General features: G+C 45.8%; 16 protein-coding genes. 1 reads left to right on the top strand and 15 read right to left on the bottom strand.

The genetic code is table 11. The annotated features are described in order from the left end of the window. Nucleotides 1-321 precede the first annotated feature (321 nt). The 8 genes from BP97_RS0131305 to BP97_RS0131270 form a co-directional block, all read right to left on the bottom strand. On the bottom strand, nt 322-1,848 hold the full coding sequence (locus tag BP97_RS0131305; RefSeq protein WP_028552609.1) for a glycoside hydrolase family 43 protein: 1,527 nt from the start codon (nt 1,846-1,848) through the stop codon (nt 322-324). Nucleotides 1,849-1,866: 18 nt separating this feature from the next. After that, nucleotides 1,867-2,997: a hypothetical protein gene (locus BP97_RS38120; RefSeq protein WP_051621085.1), complete on the bottom strand. Its 1,131-nt coding sequence runs from the start codon at nt 2,995-2,997 to the stop codon at nt 1,867-1,869. A 16-nt stretch (nt 2,998-3,013) separates the two neighbouring features. Next, complete coding sequence (locus BP97_RS0131295; protein ID WP_028552608.1) at nt 3,014-4,588, bottom strand: glycoside hydrolase family 43 protein; 1,575 nt, start codon at nt 4,586-4,588, stop codon at nt 3,014-3,016. A gap of 210 nt (nt 4,589-4,798) precedes the next feature. Further along, a complete protein-coding gene (locus BP97_RS0131290; protein WP_028552607.1) occupies nt 4,799-5,890 on the bottom strand; it encodes a VanZ family protein in 1,092 nt (363 codons plus the stop codon). 178 nt (nt 5,891-6,068) lie between these two features. Next, entirely contained in the window at nt 6,069-7,250 is a 1,182-nt protein-coding gene (locus BP97_RS0131285) for a UxaA family hydrolase (protein ID WP_036746896.1), read from the bottom strand. Beyond that, the gene (locus tag BP97_RS0131280) at nt 7,237-7,536 is read right to left on the bottom strand and encodes a UxaA family hydrolase (RefSeq protein ID WP_028552605.1); all 300 of its coding nucleotides are present in this window, start codon (nt 7,534-7,536) and stop codon (nt 7,237-7,239) included. Before BP97_RS0131280 ends, BP97_RS0131285 begins: the two co-directional genes overlap by 14 nt. Nucleotides 7,537-7,702: 166 nt before the next feature. After that, nucleotides 7,703-8,737: a glycoside hydrolase family protein gene (locus BP97_RS0131275; protein ID WP_028552604.1), complete on the bottom strand. Its 1,035-nt coding sequence runs from the start codon at nt 8,735-8,737 to the stop codon at nt 7,703-7,705. A gap of 21 nt (nt 8,738-8,758) precedes the next feature. Next, nucleotides 8,759-10,081: an ABC transporter substrate-binding protein gene (locus BP97_RS0131270; RefSeq protein ID WP_036746894.1), complete on the bottom strand. Its 1,323-nt coding sequence runs from the start codon at nt 10,079-10,081 to the stop codon at nt 8,759-8,761. Nucleotides 10,082-10,327: 246 nt separating this feature from the next. On the opposite strand from BP97_RS0131270, the gene BP97_RS0131260 reads away from it, so the two are divergent. Continuing rightward, the gene (locus BP97_RS0131260) at nt 10,328-11,194 is read left to right on the top strand and encodes a helix-turn-helix domain-containing protein (protein WP_028552601.1); all 867 of its coding nucleotides are present in this window, start codon (nt 10,328-10,330) and stop codon (nt 11,192-11,194) included. Between the two features lie 74 nt (nt 11,195-11,268). On the opposite strand, the gene BP97_RS0131255 is transcribed toward BP97_RS0131260, so the two are convergent. From BP97_RS0131255 to BP97_RS0131225, 7 genes are all read right to left on the bottom strand, one after another. Further along, nucleotides 11,269-12,063, bottom strand: coding sequence for an ABC transporter ATP-binding protein (locus BP97_RS0131255; RefSeq protein ID WP_028552600.1), 795 nt, complete (start codon nt 12,061-12,063; stop codon nt 11,269-11,271). A 5-nt stretch (nt 12,064-12,068) separates the two neighbouring features. Further along, entirely contained in the window at nt 12,069-12,947 is an 879-nt protein-coding gene (locus BP97_RS0131250) for an ABC transporter permease (RefSeq protein WP_028552599.1), read from the bottom strand. A 72-nt stretch (nt 12,948-13,019) separates the two neighbouring features. Next, complete coding sequence (locus BP97_RS0131245) at nt 13,020-14,066, bottom strand: ABC transporter substrate-binding protein (protein ID WP_028552598.1); 1,047 nt, start codon at nt 14,064-14,066, stop codon at nt 13,020-13,022. A 128-nt stretch (nt 14,067-14,194) separates the two neighbouring features. Next, nucleotides 14,195-15,631: an aldehyde dehydrogenase family protein gene (locus BP97_RS0131240; protein ID WP_028552597.1), complete on the bottom strand. Its 1,437-nt coding sequence runs from the start codon at nt 15,629-15,631 to the stop codon at nt 14,195-14,197. 87 nt (nt 15,632-15,718) lie between these two features. Then, the gene (locus BP97_RS38115) at nt 15,719-16,378 is read right to left on the bottom strand and encodes a YdeI/OmpD-associated family protein (protein ID WP_036746893.1); all 660 of its coding nucleotides are present in this window, start codon (nt 16,376-16,378) and stop codon (nt 15,719-15,721) included. Between the two features lie 111 nt (nt 16,379-16,489). After that, on the bottom strand, nt 16,490-17,866 hold the full coding sequence (locus BP97_RS0131230) for a sulfatase-like hydrolase/transferase (RefSeq protein ID WP_028552596.1): 1,377 nt from the start codon (nt 17,864-17,866) through the stop codon (nt 16,490-16,492). 36 nt (nt 17,867-17,902) lie between these two features. After that, the gene (locus tag BP97_RS0131225; protein ID WP_036746892.1) at nt 17,903-19,690 is read right to left on the bottom strand and encodes a 2-oxoacid:acceptor oxidoreductase subunit alpha; all 1,788 of its coding nucleotides are present in this window, start codon (nt 19,688-19,690) and stop codon (nt 17,903-17,905) included. Between the last annotated feature and the right edge of the window lie 364 nt (nt 19,691-20,054).

The raw sequence follows: 20,054 nt of genomic DNA, 5'->3' as shown, positions 1-20,054 counted from the left end.
TGTAAACATTTTATATAAAATTAATGAATTCCATATAAACTATTCAGTTTTTATACTAATAAGCCCAAAAATATATAATATTAAAGAAAAATAATGACATTCTCACCCGAAAACTAAACTTGTTTAGTTTAGTGGAGGATGCTATTGAATGGAACCTTAATAGTGAATAAGTGAATATAGAGCAAGTTCTGTCTTTAACAATGGATAGAAACTCATTCTTTTAAATAAAAAACCGCGCTATGCGCGGTTTGCTACAGGACTACGTTTTCTGTTCTTTTACAACTCATGTACTTGGCAATAAAACTAATTTTATACGCTTCATTATTGCTGAAATTCGTATCTAAACCAGTCCACGTCTGCCGTGATCCGTCTCCCCGAACCGCCGCTGCTGGTATAAAAGCCTACCATCGTTCCTGTAAAAGCTTTTTTCTCCATGGTTCCTTCATCGCTTAGGAATGTAGCGTCCGGGATCGTCCCAAGTAGCTCCCACGTCCTTCCATCCCTGCTGTAATAGAAGGATCTGGTTTCCCGTTGTACGCCAACCTTCAAATAAAGATTTTGTCCGTCAGTAAGGTCCATCTCTTTCAGAACTTGGGTTGTAGAAGCCCGGCGCTCAATCAGTTTGATCTTCAATCCTTCGTCATACATGGTACAGAGCTTCACAAAGCATCGAGTATCATAGTAACACACAAGCCCTGCCTGCTCACCATTAACTTCCGGATGAAACTCCATTTTCAAGCTGGCTTCATACACGTGATGCTGTTCTCTTCGTACAAGAACGTTTGTAGCTTCAATTGAATCTATATCGGATGCACTAGTCCATAACCTTAAGTGCCCAGGTCTGTCACTCAACGACCAACCGCTCGGATCTGGATTTCTTGCAAACTGCCAATGCAACGGCATTCTATCCTCATTAAAATCATCAAATCCTGCAAACGGAAATGGATGCTCCTCTAATGCAGGCGCCGTTTGTACATTGCTAGGGCCTTTTCCCTCATTCACAAGGAACCAGCCATTCTCCATCCACTGCACTGGTTCCAGACAGGTTTCTCTACCGAGCACGCTATAATTCCCATTGACAGGTCTGCCGGCCAGATGTACGATCCACCATTCTCCATGCTGGGTTTGTACCAGCTTGCCGTGTCCGGCTCTTTGGATCGGTGCCGTCGGATCAGATTGAGTATGCACTGGATTATAAGGGCACGATTCATAGGGACCTGTGAGGTTTACAGAACGCGCTACTGTAACGCAATGTCCGTACTCCGTCCCTCCTTCCGCCAATATGATGTAATAATACCCATCCTTTTTCAAAATATGTGGACCTTCTGGAGATGCCTTCCCCGTCCCTGGCCAGAGAAAGACAGGCTCTCCCACAGCTGCGGTCATTTCCTTGTTCAACTTCAGCAGCTTCGCACCGCCGCCTCCATAGACCATATAGCGGCTGCCGTCATCGTCAATGAACAAAGAAGGATCCAGCCCTTCCTCATTAATAATAATAGGCTTTGAGTAAGGACCTTCCGGCTTGTCCGAGGTCATCAAGATGTTGTGTCGCCCGGCACCGTGCAATCGCAGTGTAGCCATGATGGTAAAAGTTCCTGCATGGTAGGAGATGTCTGGTGCCCAAATTCCATAAGAATCAGGCAAATCCGATAAAGGAATATCTTCACTTTTTGTTATCGCATGCCCAATATATTCCCAATTCACAAGGTCACGGGAATGAGAAATAACAATCGCAGGGAAATATTGAAAGGTCGAATTGACCATGTAGTAGTCCTCACCCACACGAACAATGGATGGATCTGGATGAAATCCGGGCAGTATAGGATTCATATACGTTCTAGCTGTCACTTTTACCGAACTCCTTTTCTAATAATGAGCTTGTATCGCCTGCATGAAAGTCTCGGTTAACGGATTCAGAGGTTGGTGGTCTACTCCTGCCAGCCTATGGCAAAACTCACGTATTAATAAAGCCTGAGTCCCCGCATTCATATCGCCTTCTATCCTTCCCTTTCCTATAGGAACCGGAATAGGCATATAGGGATAAAACTCCCCTTCCTTTACTTGTGCCACATTCGGAGCAGGAGGTGATTGATGAATTTCCCTCGAAAATCCTCCGTCGGCACGCAGCAGCTTGCGCATATTGCCAATGGTGATTTGAATGATCTCTGCCAATTCCTCCTGTGGAATAGTCAGTACGTGGCCGAACGTTCCGAGCAAATCAATCGGATTGCGAATCCAGCACATATCTCTCGCCTCATCCTCACGCAGACATTGCAATATCGTATGATATATACGGTCCACATTCGGTAGGGGTAATCCGAAACGCGTATAGAACGCGCTTAGCTTAAAGGTGCCCGAGATGCGGATATAGCGGTTTCCTTCACCCCATAGGCCCGTTTCTGCATCTTGGATAGAGGCGAAGTAGGCTTCGCCCGCTGCAATGAACAACTTACGCTCCGCCTCTTCCATCCTTGCTATATGGTGGTTAGGAGTCCCCATAAAGTCGCAGCCTCTCCAGCTATTGCGCAGATCAACATTCTTAAGCCATGACACATAGGTGTCAGGCGTTCTTAAATAATCTGGACGCGCTTGCGCTTCATGAGGCAGTGGATATAGCGGAGCTGAGCCAAGTCTACGTAAGGCGCCGGTGCTATAGCCTAGCCCCCTCATAACCATTACCTCATCTTTACGCATATTCTCATCCGTATCCAAAAAGTATCCGGTGACAGGATCCTGTTTCTTTTGGAAAAAAGCTGAGAGATCCTGCTTCATTGGCTCAGGCAGTCGGTCCGAAAGTCCTGAGCGAGCTAATATATTGAATGCCTGCGCCGTTGATTCGATATCAGGGATAAAGTTATCTATTTCAAATGAGCTTTGTGCATAATAAAAACCGCCGGAAACCGGGTCATATTGCCCGGCCAACCAACGATAAAAATCGGTGAATAACGCATCCATTTCGGTTAACAGCTCTTGAATCTGTTGTTGGGACGAAGTCATCGCCATTTCCCCTTCATTAATCGTTTATTGGACTGTACTCAAACCAATCAAAATCCGCATAATTAGTGCTCGTTTCCCCTTCACTGCTCGCATACAAGCCCATATAGGCGCCGATGAAGCCACCAGCAACATCAGAGCTTAATAAGGTACCATCTACACCCTCTGCCAAAGCAATCCATTGCTCATATCCGGTTCCATAATAGAAATGATAGGCTTGTCCTATCGCCTCAACCTTTAAGTACAGCTTGGATGCATCCACAGCATGTGCTGCCAATACCATTTCTTCGCCTGCCTTGCGAGTAATTAATCTAATAATCCGACTTGATTGACCCATAGCGTATTCCATTCTAAATTGGTAGTCTTGGTTTTGCAGCAAAACCAGTCCAGCTACTTCATTATTCGTTTGAGGAGCAAATTCCATCACCGTTCGCGCGGTAAAGCTCATATGCTGCTGACGCCGACCAATAAAGCTTGGATTGGCACCCTCCGACAGACGTTCCGTCTTTAGCTTCAAGCGCAAATGCCCAGGCCGTTCCGTGAGCGACGCATAATCGCCGCGCGGTGTACGAATGAAATTCCACTGCATCCCAAGCGTCGGTGCGTCAAAATGATCACACGCTGATGCGGACGGCCATCTCGTTACTGGCAAGCTAGGCCGGAACATTTCCATTTCGACAATGCCTTTACCTGGATTAATAACAGGCCAGCCCTTTTCCCAGATAAATGGAACCAGAAAGGTTTCCCTCCCTAGGTTTCTGTAATCGCCACCATAAGGACGTGAACCTAGACAAACCATCCACCACTCCCCATCTTGAGTCTCTACGATATCTGCATGCCCCACATTAACAACAGGATAGCTTCTTCCTAGATGACGATGGGTTAAGATAGGATTTGATTTGCAGCTTTCATAGGGACCAGCAATCGTCTCACTTCTTGCTATCGTGACTGAATGAGTAAAACCGGTTCCCCCTTCTGCTATGATCAAATAATAATAGCCATTGATTTTATATAAATGAGGACCTTCCTGCGCATGGATTTGTTTCAGTGCACCGTCCCATAGACTAAACTTTGGACCAATCAGCTGTTTGGTTTCCAGATCCAACTCCTGAAGCCAAATTTCCATATGCTTAGGATACTGTTGACCTGCAGGCGGCTGTCGGTTTGCCATCACATAGGCTTTACCGTCCTCATCGAAGAATAGCGAAGGATCAATCCCCGGAGCATCAGGAAGCCAGTATGGATCAGACCAAGGCCCTGCCGGGTCCTCTGCCGTGACGAAGAAATTTCTGCGTGCCCCTGTAGCACTAACTACAAAGGTAGTAATCATATAGAAGATTCCTTGATGATAGCGTATCGTCGCTGCATAAATACCTTTGGATGTAGGAGTCCCGTCCAAATCAAGCTGAGAAGGACGGTCAAGAACATGACCGATTTGCCTCCAATTCACTAGATCTTTACTATGAAAAATAGGAACACCAGGAAAATACTCAAAAGAAGAAGTTACTAAATAATAATCTTCCCCTGCTCTGCAAATGGATGGATCCGGATAAAATCCTGGTAAAATGGGGTTACGAAATGTCGTCGGGTTCATCTAGCACGGTCTCCTTTTGAACTTGGTCCTTTAATAGGCGCGTTTTGTCATTAGAATAGCAATTCTAGCTTCATTCTAGTACAGAAAAACAATAGATTCTATACAATTTAATGTTTAAACACCATTAAAGTTTATTATTTTTGTCATCCATTAATTCCCTTCTTTTTTCAACAAAAAAACAAGCCCAGGCATCTACACACCTAGGCTCGTTTATTTAACTTTATTTATCTCGTGATAGGTACCGCTCTTAGTTTCATAGAACAATCCTTTTTCCCGTTGGTACACCCGGATCAGCAAATGAACGGCGAACATGATATCCATCCCAACCAAAGCCAGCAAAAGTGGAATCAGGAGCAACGGTTCAAGCTGGTGAATTACGGCAAATGCAATCAAGCCATGAGCACCGCCAATAACAAAATAGAGCAACCCATACCGTATCAGCAGCTCGTTGAACTTGATGTCGTCTCCGCGACCGCGCAGACGAATACGAACGAAATATTTACCTGCAGTAAAGCCATTGGTAAGGTAAGGCAGTACAATAAAGTAAGAGAATACAAGCGCGGCGAAATATATCGGTTCTCCAATGAACAATAAAAACAAGGCAAAAGGAACAAGAAGGACCCAGTCCATCTGGAAAGCAATAAACCGGCGCACAAAGCTGACCCGCATGGCTTTTAAATCTACATTGTCATCCAGTTGATCAAGACTTGGCAATATTCTGGACAGCAGTACAGCAATAGCGCCCCCTAGTGCTCCCCCTATTGTATTCAGCATCAAATCATCCACATCAAACAATCGGTAAGGACAATCATAGATACCGTACAACCCAGTCCATTGTGTTATTTCAAAAAACATTGACAACCCGAACGCCGCGGCGCTGGTAAGCAACCACCTGAAGCGGAAATAGTAACGGAGCACAAAGCCGAAAGGCACAAGCAGCAATACATTGAATAGGACTTGAAGAAAAGCTCTTTCCCTAATGATACCCAAATAGGTCGTCGGGTCACCATACCGGACATTCGTTTCCTTCAAAAAATCTTCAACAAATCGAAAAGGCATCCACTGCGTGTACGTATCGCCAGACGCTGTACACGTATGGATCGTATCGGGAAGTGGGAGAATGACCAAATAATACGCAGTCAATAAGTATAATAAGAAGGAATATAACACAAAACCCCGATATCCATTGACGTAACCGTACACCCTATATTGGATGATCAGGAATGGCAGCGTGAAGAAAAATGCGACAACGGGGAATGTCAGCAGCGCATATCGGATAGGAAATAAGTAAGATTCAATCATAGAAATAAGCACCCGCAGTAAATGGATTTGCTTTGAAGTAAGCTTCCCCTAGTTTACGTTGTTGCGCCAATTCTATGAACCGTCTGCAGACTGGCTTCATCCCCGACTTAAGTCCTGCCACTGATGCAAATCACAAACTCCGGCATCCAAACAGCGGATACCGGAGCTATATAATAAACTAAAAGGTTGGACCGATGCGCCAAATACCGAAATCATGCTGCTTCAATATTTCCGATTTGGTCAGCTTGCCTGAGCAAACCTCGATAATTTCTTCAAAAATACGATCACCTACCGATTCAATCGTTTCTGTTCCTTCGATAATCGTACCCGCATTCAAGTCGATGTTATCGTTCATTTTTTCAAAAATAGACGTATTGGTTGCAATTTTAATGACCGGAGCAATCGGGGAGCCTGTCGGCGTGCCTCTCCCTGTCGTGAACAATACGATTTGCGAGCCACCTGCAACCATGCCAGTCAGCTGCTCAATGTCGTGACCCGGTGTGTCCATCCACACCAACCCCCGCTGGCTTGGCCTCTCAGCATAATCAATAAGCTCCTGTAATGGTCTCGTTCCCGACTTGTTAGAAGCTCCTAACGACTTCTCTTCCAGGGAGCTTAGACCCCCTTTAATGTTGCCTGGGCTTGGATTCCCTGTACGGATATCCACATTCATCGAGAAAGCTCTCTTCTCCATCGCTTCAATGACTTGGTACACCCGTTTGGCGACGTGATCATTCACCGCTCTTCGGGCTAATAAATGCTCTGCTCCGATCAACTCTGTCGTTTCCGCGAGAATCGAAGTGCCCCCATGATCCACGATCTTATCGCTGCATACGCCTACTGCCGGATTAGCTGACAATCCAGAACAAGCATCTGATCCTCCACACTCGGTCCCGACAATCAATTCTGCAAAGTCACATTCCACCCTGCGTTCTCTGGAAGCCTCCTGCACCATCTTAGCAGCTGCCCTCGCTGCTTCTGCAACTGTAAATAGTGTACCTCCATGGTCTTGAATGGAGATGACCTCCACAGGCTTTCCAGTCTTGCGAACTTCTGAAGCAACGCTGCGTGCCTGATGTGTCTCACAGCCGAGACCCAGAACTATAACGCCATAAACATTAGGGTTGGCTGCCATCCCGACGTAGGTCCTGAAGGTTTGCTCATAGTCAACTCCGACTTGAGCGCACCCATGCTGGTGAATAAAAGTGACTGTCCCTTGGACTAACTCCGTCACCCTTTGTGCGGTCTGTGTAGCACATACGATAGTGGGCAATATTAGCACATGGTTGCGCACACCCACCCTTCCATCCGTTCTGCGGTATCCCCAAATCGTTCTTGAGTGTACACTAGATTGCGACATGCTGATCCCCTCTTCCCCGTTTTCCTTCCAGATTATGAACATGTACATGCTCACCGGCTTGAATAGCCCTAGTAGCAGCGCCGATCACTTCTCCATATTTGAGAATGTCTCCTCCGGCTTCAATCGGTTTTACCGCAAACTTGTGACCAAACTCAATGGCTTCAAGCAGCTGGACCTTTAACGTCTGGTCCTGGCAGCTTACGTTTAACTCTGTCCCCTCAGGAATATTAGATAGGGCGATAGCAACATTATCGTGCGGCTTCATCATGACTGTATGGTACGACATTAGGTGTCCCTCCTCATACACATTAAATCTCAATGTTCACGCTTTCATATATTAAATTCGAGTCAGCACATCCTATTCCTACTAGCTTTCAAAAATTACTTTAATATTTGCATGCAAAAAAAAAAGCAGTCGGACTCTTACGTCCAACTGCTTTCGTATACATCTTTTAGTCCCCAATAGGGATGCACATATTCCACGTTTTCGTCGCTTGTTGAAAACCTCCAGGTCCGTTGGCCACAGCCGCGAACAAGTGAGTAGGCTTGCCATCCTGGAAAAGTAAGAACGGTCTTTCCAAGCTGCCCATCGTTTGTACGGTACCGTCCTCCCAAGTGATTGTTCTTGAGTACGCCTTTGGTTTTTCACAAAAAGCCCACTCTTTACCGTCTTTGGAGAATGCATGAACACCCCCATGCTTCTCTCCACCAATATTTCCGTCCATGTCTTTGGCAATCAATTCATAGCCGGAATCTGTCTTCCATATAAATGGATCTTCAATATGGAATTTCTCAGGAGAGAATAGAGGCTCATCCAGGCTGCGCTTGTAAGGCCCACTGAAATGATCGGCATAAGCAACGCCAATCGTCATTTTCCCGTGAACATTTCCTTCGTAACGTCTCGCTTTATAAACCAGCAGTACAGAACCGTCTTTATGGACGCATGGTGCAGGATTCGAGGTCAAGAAGCTGTCGAACCTGCCTGGACGAGTCGGAAGAAGCGGCTCATCCGGACGTTCCCATGGACCAAAGACGCTTTTCGATACAGCCATCCCTACCCGTTTATTTGCGCGGCCCACGATGCAGCGAGGATCGTCGAGACCGATTTGTTCACCTGGAACCGGCTCAGGCAGCGGATGCGTCGAACCCATATAGTACAACAAATACGTATCTCCGCATTTCGTAATATGAGGGTTATGCGTGCTGCGTCCATCCCAATATTGGGCACCTCTTGCAGGCAATACAACCTCTTGGAATTCATAAGGTCCTTCCGGCGTATCGGAAACTGCACGTACAATTTCGGATCCCATAATCCAGCCTGGATGCATAGGCAGCGTTTGCGGCCAGCGGGAAGCAAACATGTGGAATCGTCCGTCTTCTCCTTTTACCACGGAACCACACCATACCCAATAGCCCTCCATACGGAAACCGCCGTTTAATGGTGCTGGTTGAAGCTTTTCGTTTAAATTATCAAATGTTAAAGACATATGACTCTCTCCCTTTACTATCTATTTTATATTCTTCAGCTGTGTCTCAATATGTTTGTTTAACAGTTCATCGGCTTCCCGCAATGCAGTATTAATATCTTTTTCTTTATTGATAACGGATTGAAAAGCATTGTTCGTAATTTTGTCGACTTCGCCTTCATTCAAGTACTTAATCTGCGAAATGATCGCCATTTTCGGTTTAGTCAGCGCAATCAAATTCTTTCCATTAAATTCAGGAATGCCTTTGCCAAATTCGTCCTTCACCTTCTGGGAGTTCAGAACAGTCATTCTTCCATTGCGTACCATATCGGTCTGAACCTCATCGCTCAGAATCGTTTCGAGCACCTGGAATGCAGCGTCCTTATTAGGGCTTTGCGACGTAATGGCAAGTACGGGACTATCCACACGGTGTGCTACACCAGGAGCTTTTTTATTCGAAGGATAGGTAACAACATCCCATTTGACATCGGGAGCCTTCTTTAGCGCATTCAGCGTATTGCTGTAGCCTGCAAGCATGGCCAATTCGCCTTTAATGAAGGCTTGCTCATTTTTGCCGTAATTGAGCATTTTGTAATCTCCCGCCGTCATACCCGAAATCTCGTACATACTGGACCAGAGCTGAAACAAGTCTTTCCACGGATCGGTATTCAAGAGGGACTTGTTGGTTTGAAAATCAGCATACGGCAAAGCCAACTGACGGGCTCCTCTGTATAAAAAATCAGGATAAAGCCCACGATATTGGATACCATTGTCAACCCGAGTGATCTTCACGGACAATTCCTTCAAATCATCCCAAGTCATGTTATCTTTCGGATAAGGTATGCCCATTCGGTCAAACACATCTTTATTGTAAAAGAGTCCGAACGGATTATGGTATGCGGCAAACCCAACGATATAGCTTTGGTTGCTCGCGATTTTGACCGTCTCCATTACTTCTGGAGCAATACGGCTTGTATCGAAACGATGCTTTTTAATCAGATCCTCTATATTGAATGTAAGGTTCAAATCATTAATATTGGATAAATTGCCCGGGTAGTAGCCTACAATATCCGGTACTGTCCCTGCCGCGATAAGATCAGTCATACTGCTTCCTTTTTCCGATGTGTTGATCCGTTCCACAGTAATATGAGGATACTTCTTCTTCACCGGTTCCGAAACATATTTCGCAAAATCTTCCTCGGTGAACATATTATTGCTGACGGCCATTTTTATCGTTGCGGGATCGGTCTTGATCGCCTCCTCTCCCTTACCCTTATCAACCGGCGCTGTGTTAGTGGAGCTGCATCCGGATGCGAAAGATAAGATTAGTAACGATGTCAGCCACAACTTTGAAAATTTCGTCAATAACTCCACCCACCTATTCATCGATATGAAAGCAATGATCCAATAAAGACAATGATCATTTTCATTTAATCACATGAACCTTTTACACGCCTATAGAAAATCCCGATCTATATAAGCACAAAATCAGTGTTTTCTTTTTACGACGATGACGTTATACATATTGATTTTATTGGTCCTATAGGGGTAGAATTAAATAGCATACGCAATATTATACGCTTTCATTTTATACTACTAAGGTGATGACTAATGGACTGTCTGGAGCTGCAATTTCCGCCGATGCCCCACTTAATGACCGTCGGCTTCTCTAAACCGGCCAAAGGATCTCTTCATTATGAGAGAAGCTTTCCGTTGTACGATATCATTATAGTGAAAAAAGGCGCTTTTTATATGACGGAAGAAAATGTGTCCTATGAAATTAACGAGAACGAGCTGCTGGTGCTAGAACCGTTCCGAAAGCATTGGGGGCACCTTCCTTCCCCGGAAGGAACCGAGGTCTATTACTTGCATTTGATGCATGCTCCACCGCTTCGCACCGTCTCAGCAGATGACGTACAATGGACTGCTGTATCCCCCACTCCTACTTATCGGGACTTGGAGCCGAGCAAACAGATGATGTATCTACCCAAATTCGGACACATCGAGATGGCGAAGCTGTTTCCAATTTTGGATCAAATGCTTATCTTGAAAAATCGCTTTTCATTAGAAAACCAACTGCCGCTGCAAGCCCTGCTGAGTCAATTTTTCGTTGTCCTGCAAAAAAACCTAAGAGCCCAAACCAATTCACGCAGCCAAAAGCTTAGTGAGCAGATCATCAACTACTTGTATATGACCAGCGATACACCTTTCCGGCTGGATGATCTGTCAAAGCGATTTAATTTTCATATCGACTATTTGTCCAAATGCTTGAAGAAGCATACCGGTATGACGCCGTTGCAATATGCGAACCGAATCAAAATTGAGCGTGCCAAAGCTCTCTTATACAATTCGGATAAGCCTCTTAAAGAAATCGTCTCTCAGGTTGGGTTTACCGACTACAACTATTTTTTGAGAGTATTTAGGCAGCATACCGGCATTTCTCCTGCTAAATATCGCTCGGGCTATCTGAACAGCTAGTCTTGAGCACAAAAAAAGCGTACAAACTGATCCAGCAAGATCAGTTTGTACGCTTTTTACTTTAGTATAACACCTTATCCTAAGACGACACGGTCGTCAACGAATTTTTCGCCGCGGATACGTTCGAATTCTCTAAGCAGACGTTCGACCGTCAATCCTTTTTTCTCTTCTTCCGGCACGTCCAGAATGATTTTCCCTTTGTCCATCATAATCAAACGGTTGCCAAGACGAATCGCTTGTTCCATGTTATGGGTGACCATAAGAGTGGTTAAATGCATCTCCTGCACTATTTGCTGCGTCAATTTTGTGATCAACTCTGCCCGGGATGGATCCAACGCAGCCGTATGCTCATCTAACAGCAAAATGCGCGGCTCCGTGAAGGTAGCCATCAGCAAACTGAGCGCTTGGCGTTCACCACCGGATAACAGACCGACTTTAGCATTCATCCGGTTCTCTAGATTAAGCCCCAAACGACTCAACTCTTCTGCGAACATTGCCTTTTTCTTGGAGGTGACACCAAAGCCAAGACCTCTTGTTTTATTTCTGGCATAAGCAATCGCCATATTTTCTTGAATGGTCATCTTGGGAGCAGTCCCGGCCATTGGGTCCTGGAAAACCCGGCCGATCCACTTGGCACGCTTGTGCTCAGGTACATTTTCCACAGATTGACCTGCAATTTTGACTTTACCTCTATCCGGTATCATGACACCGGATATGATGTTCATCAACGTCGATTTACCTGCACCGTTACTTCCAATGACCGTTACGAAGTCGCCTTCCTTCATACTCAGCTGAATGCCGGATAGAGCGACCTTTTCATCCGGGGTGCCTGGATTAAACAGCTTCGATACTTGTTCCAGATTTAGCATGATCGTCACTCTCCCTCCAGCTGGCTGGTCCGTTTCCGAATCAGTGCCTTTTCCTTAAATTTCTTACGAATCATAGGCAGAGATAGCGCTACTATTACGATCAGTGCCGTCATTAATTTCATGTCCGTCGCTTCCAAACCTACGCGAAGTGCAAACGCAACAATCAGACGATACAACACGGCGCCAAGAACAACCGACAATGTCGCCCAAATAACTGTACGGGCACCGAACAAAGCTTCCCCGATAATAACGGACGCCAGTCCGATAACGATCATCCCTACGCCCATTGTTATTTCAGCAAAGGCCGAGTATTGAGCTACCAGAGCGCCGGCTAAAGCCACGAGTCCATTCGACAAGCTGACACCGACGATAATGGTTGAATCCGTATTGACGCCAAAGCTTCGAATCATCCGTTGATTATCGCCTGTCGCCCGCAATGACAAACCAAGGTCAGTATGAAGGAACCAGTCGAGGGCAAGCTTTACAATGATTACAACGAAAGGCATGACATAAAGCACATTGATATTGGTAAGCAGTGTATCCTCACCTAGGAGCGGAATGTTGGACTTGCCCATGATGCGAAGATTGATCGAGTACAAAGCGATCATCATCAATATCCCTGCAAGCAAAGAGTTTATTTTGGCTTTGGTATGCAGCAAACCGGTGCAAGCACCAGCAAGGATGCCTCCGATAATAGCTAGGATTGTCGCCAATAGCGGCGATGATCCACTCGCAATCATGACTGAAGCTATTGCACCACCCGTAGTAAAGCTTCCATCCACCGTCAAATCGGGAAAGTCCAATATCCGGAACGTAATATATACTCCCAGAGCCATGATAGCATAAATTAAACCGAGTTCAACCGAACTCCAGAAAGCATCCATATTTCCAGCCTCCATAAAAGAATGAAGAGCGACCTTGCAAATAAAACAGCGAAGGTCACTCTAAATGCGTAATTATTTCGCAGTACCGTTCAACAAGTTGTTTTTATCTTGCATTTTACTCTTGATAGCATCTGTAATTTCTACACCTTGCTGCTTAGCTGCTGCTTGGTTAATGATCAAATCCAGCTTGTCCGGGAAGGTAACTTTCATATCGCCCGGTTTCGCGCCGTTTTTCAAAATTTCTACAGCCATTTTACCTGCTTGATATCCATGGTCGTAGTATTTGAAGCCGTAAGTAGCCACTGCGCCTTTTTCAACCGTATCACGGTCAGCAGAGAACAATGGAATCTTTTTCTCATTGGCAATTTTAATAATGGACTCAACCGCACTGATAACGGTGTTATCCAAAGTGGTATAGAACGCGTCAACGCGACCAACCAAAGACTCGGCAGCTTGCTTGACTTCAGAGCTGTTTGCTACAGCCGCTTTAACAACCTTGATGTTGTGCTTTGCAAGCTGAGCTTCTGCTGTTTTCAGCATAACAACCGCGTTCGGCTCACCTTCGTTAATGACAACGCCGACCGTTTTTACTTTAGGGAAATCAGAAGCGATTAAATCCATCAGCTTTGTAATCGATTCAGGATTTGTATCCGCCGCACCGGTTACGTTACCGCCCGGCTTGTCCAATGCTTTAACCAGCTTTGCGCCTACCGGATCAGTAATCGCTGCGAATAATACGGGAGCGTCCTTCACATTTTGAACTACGGCTTGAGCCGATGGAGTAGCGATTGCTAGGACAAGATCCTTTTTGTCCGCTGCGAATTTTTGAGCAATGGTTAAATTTGTCGTTGAATCGCCTTGTGCGTTTTGATAATCAATCTGCATAGTATCTTTGTCGACATAGCCTGCATCCTTCAACGCGGCAACGAAACCTTCGCGAGTAGCATTCAAAGACGGATGCTCGACGATTTGGCTAATCCCGATTTTAACCACCTTTTTACTAGGTGTTGATGCTCCTCCAGCGTTGTCATTAGCTGGTGCAGGAGCTTTGGAACCACAGCCTGCCGCAAAAATTAAAGGCACGGCAACGAGCAGGGAAAGAAGCTTTGCTGATTTCATAATTTGACCCTCCTATGTATAGTGAGAAAGCTTTAAAGCGTTAATGTTATCTTATTACGGTAGGACGGGTCCGTCAATGACTTCTCTTTCATTTACATTTATTTACTAGTGCTCCCCACCCTAAACTATTAGGAATAGTGGATACCGATAAATTTCATTTCCGTCATTTCTTCCACTGCATATCGAACACCTTCCTTGCCTGTACCACTTAATTTGACGCCGCCATACGGCTGATTATCCTGCCGGTAGGTTGATATTTCGTTAATCCACACGCCACCTGTCTCCAATTGATCCGCTATACGCAGTGCGCGGTTAATATTATCTGTGAACACTCCCGCCTGCAAACCATAGTCTGACGCGTTAGCTAACCGGACCACTTCCTCTTCCGTATCAAATGGAATAATACTAACGACTGGAGCGAATATTTCTTTACAGACCACCTTCATTTCAGGTGTTACATCGATTAAAACCGTCGGCTCCAGCATCGTACCGCTTCTCTTACCTCCAGTAATAACGATTGCTCCCTGAGACTGCGCTTCCTTGATCCACTGCTCCGCGCGAATGGCTGCTTCCTCTGTAATCATGGGTCCGAGGTCCGTTTCTTCATGCAGCGGATCTCCCAGCACAAGCTGATTCACTTGAGGAATGTAACTATCCAAAAATGACTGGTAAACGGAACGATGAATATAAATGCGTTGAGCGGATATGCACACTTGACCGGAGAAAGCGAACGCTCCCTTGACCAGGCTTTGTGCCGCCTTATTCAAATTGCCGTCTTCAAATATAAGATTGGGAGTATTAGAGCCGAGCTCCAGTGTCACCCTCTTAAGTCCTGCCATCTGCTTAATGCTTAATCCTACAGATGCACTGCCAGTAAACGTCACTTTACGTATGAACGAATTTGTAACTAATGTAGGCACAAGCTCCTCGCCTCTGCCCTGAATAACATTTAGAGCACCGGCTGGCAATCCCGCCTCGTGGAACAATTTGGCTAGCATAATAGCAGAGAATGGCGTTTTCTCCTTCAACACGACAGTATTGCTTGCCGCAATAGCAGGAGCTAGCTTGTGAAGAACCAGATTCAGCGGAAAATTGAAAGGAGTAATTGCGGCCACAACGCCGATCGGGTAACGGCGGACCATCCCTAATCGATTCTCGCCCCCTATGGCCGCATCCATTGGCACTAGCTCTCCATGCATCGTCTTTGCTTCATCCGAGGCGAATCGGAGCAATTGAACCGCGCGGCCCACTTCCGCACGTCCGTCACGGATAGGCTTACCAGCTTCACGAGCAAGCATGAGAGCATAGTCTTCTACTCGTTCCTCTAACAAATCCGAAGCTTTGCTTAAAATCTCAGCTCGACGATAAGCCGGCAATATTTTCATCGTTGAGTGAAATACCCGCTCTGCCGCTGCAATGGCATTCACGACATCCTCAAGTGATGCATATTCCATCGTCCCGATGATTGCACCGTCATATGGACTCCGAACATCGTGGACCGCTCTGCCATTTCCAAACATCTCTTTCCCGTTAATGAATGATCCAGCTTGTAACTTCGAATTCATAGTTAATCTCGCTCCCTTATCCAGCTATAGTTAAAAGCCCTTCCTCCGATGCACTAATTCTCGGACGAAGAGCTTTTGTTGTAATTATTAAGGCTTGATGAATGGTGATTTGATCCCCGCTGCAAGCTTCTCCAAGGATTTTTCAATCCGGCTGGAACGGGTTTCCTCCCGCTTCGCTTCCGTAATCCAGCGAACATATTCCTTACGGTGCGTATAAGATAATCCGTCAAAGAACGATTTTACTTCCGGTTTGCCGTCCAAGAGGATTTGAAAATACTCTGGCACTTCAACAATCCGTTCTCTGGGCTCTGAGGACTCCGTCTTAATGCTCCGGTGCTCTCTGCGTGAACTCGTGCTGCGCACTAAATCCGCCGGACGGAATCGCATCGCAGACCAAGTAGCATCAATAGAAATCAGAGCTATTCCCTCGAATCCGGCTTCATTTATGATATCCCAACCCGAATCTCTATTCAGATCGGTTTTAATTTTTGAGCTTTTTTTCGGGTATGAGATCCATAAAAGCCCATCCTGCTTAACCGCCTTGATCGCATCAGGCCCTAGAGCATTAAGCTCGTCCACGCTAGTAATGAACAGTTGAACAAAATCATACTCCCCCGACGGTTGCTGATCCAACTTAGCTTGATCGGGTAGTGGGGTCACCCGTTCGATAAAGCCATCTGGAGCATTCATAATAAGAACGCGCTGTCCACTTTGCATCCTCAACTTTTTGACAAGATCGTTATCCATTGCTATAACTGCTCCTTCTAGGTTAGATGAATGGGCTGTTCCCAGTATATCACAGGACAAGTACGAGGTCCTTTCTCACTCATACCTGATGCTGTTTCAACAGCTGAACTGTTAATTCACCCCAAAGTCCAGCTCTCTCCTTCTTGTTCGAAATTGCTTGATCTGCTCTGCATATTCAGGGGAATTCATGTAATTGATGGTCTCCTCGGGATTCCGTTCGAGATCGAATAAAACCTCTGGCATATTCTCCCCATAATATTGGTATTTCAAATGTCCGTGCTTAATCATTAGGTTAGTTCCATTGAATTGGGAAACAGATTCATTCTCCCATTCCCGATCATTTCCCTCCATCAACGGCACCACACTACGGCTATCCAGCCCATCTGCTGCCGGGGTTCCAGTCAAATCGCACAACGTTGCAAATAAATCGCATAAATTGACGTTCGCCTCTACTCTGCGTCCTTCCTTGAACCTTTTCGGATATCGAATAATTAACGGAACACGCGCACTGGCTTCAAAAAACTTTTGCTTCTCCCATATACCATGCTGACCGAGCATCTCGCCGTGGTCGCTTGTATAGACGATAATCCATTCGTCCAAGTCTTGGCCTGCATGTTCCAAGGCATCCATTACTCGTCCATACATGCTGTCTATCGTTTCTATCATGCCATAATACGCGGCGGTAGCCCTTCGAATCTCACGCTCCGATGCATCTGTCCCTGTCCGAACCTGACGTTGACTTAGGAATGGATGATCGAAGACCGGTTCATTGACATAGGGCTGTACCCGGTTCAAATAGTAAGTAAACTTGTCCTCGCTCGTAAAATACGGATAGTGCGGCTGAAGCAGGCTCACCTTAAGAAGAAGCGGATGTGTCTGTTCCCGGTCATAGTAAGGATTCATAAAGTAATTTTCTATAAAACGAATCGCCCCTTCTACCGCATATTCATCATGCAAGATAACAGGTCCACGACCTACTCCTGCACGCGCGATTTCTTTGGCTTCGGACCACTTCACATTCCCAAGTGTTCTTCTTGACTTCCGGGCTCCTTCGCTTAAAAAGCGTGCGTCAATTTGCATATCACCACTGATTCTTGCCGTCCAGCCTTGCATTTGATCTGTCCCCATATGATGCAGCTTTCCGCTTACGACCGTTTCGTATCCATGCTCTGCAAGCTTTCTGGCGAAAGTCATATAGCCCGGTGCCAAATCCTGTCCGTACTTTTCGCATTGGCATGTTCGTGGAAATTGTCCTGCCATCATGCTTTGTCTCGCCGGGACACATACAGGTGACGGGGTATACGCGTTGTCGAACACAACCCCATCTTCCGCCAAACGATCCAAGTGAGGTGTTCGAATGACAGGGTTCCCGGCAAAGCCGGACACATCCCATCTATGTTCATCACTCATTAAAAACAATATATTAGGCTGCTTATTTTGTGACATATTCTCCACTCCATTATCAAATTGAATAAAAGGACACTTCATTTTCCTGCCACCTTATTTCCATGATAGCACTGTCGTCTATATTTTTACATCCTTTAAAGTCGTGCTTTCCATAACGGTACTTCTACAAAAAGAAGTTACTTCGTTCGGCAAAAAGGCAGTTCCGTCATATTTCAACAACGATTTGATCCCATTCATTTCACTGCCGAAATGAAGACGAATTAAAGAAGCCAACTGACCCGTTGCATTGTGTTCGATTATAACAATCGTAGTAGCAGTTAAAAGTAAAGGGCGAAGAGATTCCACTGGGAAAGGATGCAGCTGCCTCACCGTTATTCGGTTCGAACGGATCCCCTCCGCTTCCATTCTTATTCTGGCTTCATCCATGACTCCCCTTGTAGAGCCCATTCCGATTAAAAGCAAATCAGGATCAGAATGAGGGGTGTCCACTGCTAGAGGATTGTCGGTGGTCATGTGAAGTAGCTTGCGCATCCGTTTTTCCATCATCTGCTTTCTATTAGTCGCACTCTCTGAGGCACGTCCGTGTTCATCATGCTCAACCCCAGTGACATGATGAATGCTGTGCTTCATCCCAGGCATAGCCCTCGGAGAGATTCCATCCGTAGTCATTTCATAACGTCGAAACTCTTTATGTTCATCCTCTGGCAAAAAGACCGAGCTCTCCTTGGTATCGGCAAACCAGCTCCCTCTATCGACGACTATCCGCGAATAATCAAATCTCTCGGAAGTTTGCTTTCCCATGGATAGCTGGAGATCTGTCAGCACGATCACCGGACACTGATACCTCTCAGCCAGATTAAAAGCTTCAACCGTATCATAGAAGCACTCCTCTACTGTACTCGGAGCAAGGACAATTTTGGGAATTTCCCCGTGCGTTCCGTGGATCATCGCCAACACATCACTTTGCTCCTGCTTGGTGGGTAGCCCTGTACTGGGTCCTCCACGCTGCGTATCCACAATGACTACAGGGGTTTCCGTCATGCCGGCAAGGCCAATCCCCTCCATCATAAGAGATAATCCTGGTCCGGCAGAAGCTGTAAAAGCCCGGACTCCTCCATAGTTTGCCCCTATAGCCATCGTGATGGCAGCGATTTCATCTTCAGTTTGAATGACAGTACCGCCGTAGGCTGGCAAATGCTTCATCATGTATTCCATGATCTCCGTTGCAGGTGTGATCGGATAAGCTGGCATGAAGCGGCAGCCTGCAGCAATCGCACCCATCCCTATAGCATCATTACCAATAAGGAACAGCTTTTCTCTCCCGTCTGGTGATGCAATCTGGAAGTCAGATAATGGTCCTCCTGTGAGCGCCAGCGCACACTCTGCTCCTTTGGCAGCAGCCTCCATGTTTTTTTGTATTACCATCTCCCCTTTCACAGCGAATTGACGCGCGATTGCATCGAAAAACAACGTCATCGGCAGTCCTAAAAGAGCCCATGAAGCGCCAGATGCTGCCATATTTTTAAAGAGAGTGGAGCCTGCTTCTTGGGCAATAGCGGTAATTGGTATCGGCAATAGACAGGCATCCACACCGTTTGGAAGGACGGGCTTCCATATCTCGTCAGCAATAACGATCCCTCCGCTCTTTAACTCCATAGCATTTACATCAATGCTCTCTTGGTCGAGTGCTACTAGGACATCCAAATGATCGGCTACGGATCTGATTGGCCTGGTGCTGATGCGAATGTTATTGTTCGCATGCCCTCCTAATATGCGAGAGGAAAAATGACGATAGCTATACAAATAATACCCTAATCGCGCCAAAGCGCTGGAAAACACTTTGTCCGTACTCTCCATCCCTTGTCCCTGTTGTCCTCCGACCTTCCACGACAATTGCTCCCTCATTCGCCTGCACTCCTTTAAGGTTGTATTGAATACATTTCCATTTTATGGAGGAAGGTGCAAAAGAAACAGAATCGGTTTTCGATGATTTCAATCTAAAATTGATATCAGTTTAATTAAATTCGTTCTATTATCGTGATAGTTTAATAATTATTCTTTACCACTATCGCGACACTGTCTCTTCGTGGCTTGTATATCGCAGACCGTATATTGAGCTATGCTTAGGTAGTAATATGGGTGAGTGTCAATGCTAAACAGCTCCATGGGTTTCACCTCCCATCCGACCTTCTCAAAACAGCCCCTAAATACAGAAAGAAACCCAACATTTTAAAAAAACGTGGGTTTCTATACAGTCTGAGGAGCCAAT

The sequence above is a fragment of the Paenibacillus sp. UNC451MF genome (assembly GCF_000686845.1).
GTDB lineage: Bacteria > Bacillota > Bacilli > Paenibacillales > NBRC-103111 > Paenibacillus_S.
This window is presented reverse-complemented; position numbering and strand designations above follow the sequence as displayed.

Coding starts and splice junctions, on each gene's coding strand:
- BP97_RS0131260 (WP_028552601.1), top strand. CDS start 10,328: ATGGACTGTCTGGAGCTGCAATTTCCGCCGATGCCCCACTTAATGACC.
- BP97_RS0131280 (WP_028552605.1), bottom strand. CDS start 7,536: ATGTCGTACCATACAGTCATGATGAAGCCGCACGATAATGTTGCTATC.
- BP97_RS0131290 (WP_028552607.1), bottom strand. CDS start 5,890: ATGATTGAATCTTACTTATTTCCTATCCGATATGCGCTGCTGACATTC.
- BP97_RS0131275 (WP_028552604.1), bottom strand. CDS start 8,737: ATGTCTTTAACATTTGATAATTTAAACGAAAAGCTTCAACCAGCACCA.
- BP97_RS0131295 (WP_028552608.1), bottom strand. CDS start 4,588: ATGAACCCGACGACATTTCGTAACCCCATTTTACCAGGATTTTATCCG.
- BP97_RS0131230 (WP_028552596.1), bottom strand. CDS start 17,866: ATGAAGTGTCCTTTTATTCAATTTGATAATGGAGTGGAGAATATGTCA.
- BP97_RS0131245 (WP_028552598.1), bottom strand. CDS start 14,066: ATGAAATCAGCAAAGCTTCTTTCCCTGCTCGTTGCCGTGCCTTTAATT.
- BP97_RS0131240 (WP_028552597.1), bottom strand. CDS start 15,631: ATGAATTCGAAGTTACAAGCTGGATCATTCATTAACGGGAAAGAGATG.
- BP97_RS0131255 (WP_028552600.1), bottom strand. CDS start 12,063: ATGCTAAATCTGGAACAAGTATCGAAGCTGTTTAATCCAGGCACCCCG.
- BP97_RS38120 (WP_051621085.1), bottom strand. CDS start 2,997: ATGACTTCGTCCCAACAACAGATTCAAGAGCTGTTAACCGAAATGGAT.
- BP97_RS0131250 (WP_028552599.1), bottom strand. CDS start 12,947: ATGGATGCTTTCTGGAGTTCGGTTGAACTCGGTTTAATTTATGCTATC.
- BP97_RS0131285 (WP_036746896.1), bottom strand. CDS start 7,250: ATGTCGCAATCTAGTGTACACTCAAGAACGATTTGGGGATACCGCAGA.
- BP97_RS0131225 (WP_036746892.1), bottom strand. CDS start 19,690: ATGAGGGAGCAATTGTCGTGGAAGGTCGGAGGACAACAGGGACAAGGG.
- BP97_RS38115 (WP_036746893.1), bottom strand. CDS start 16,378: ATGGATAACGATCTTGTCAAAAAGTTGAGGATGCAAAGTGGACAGCGC.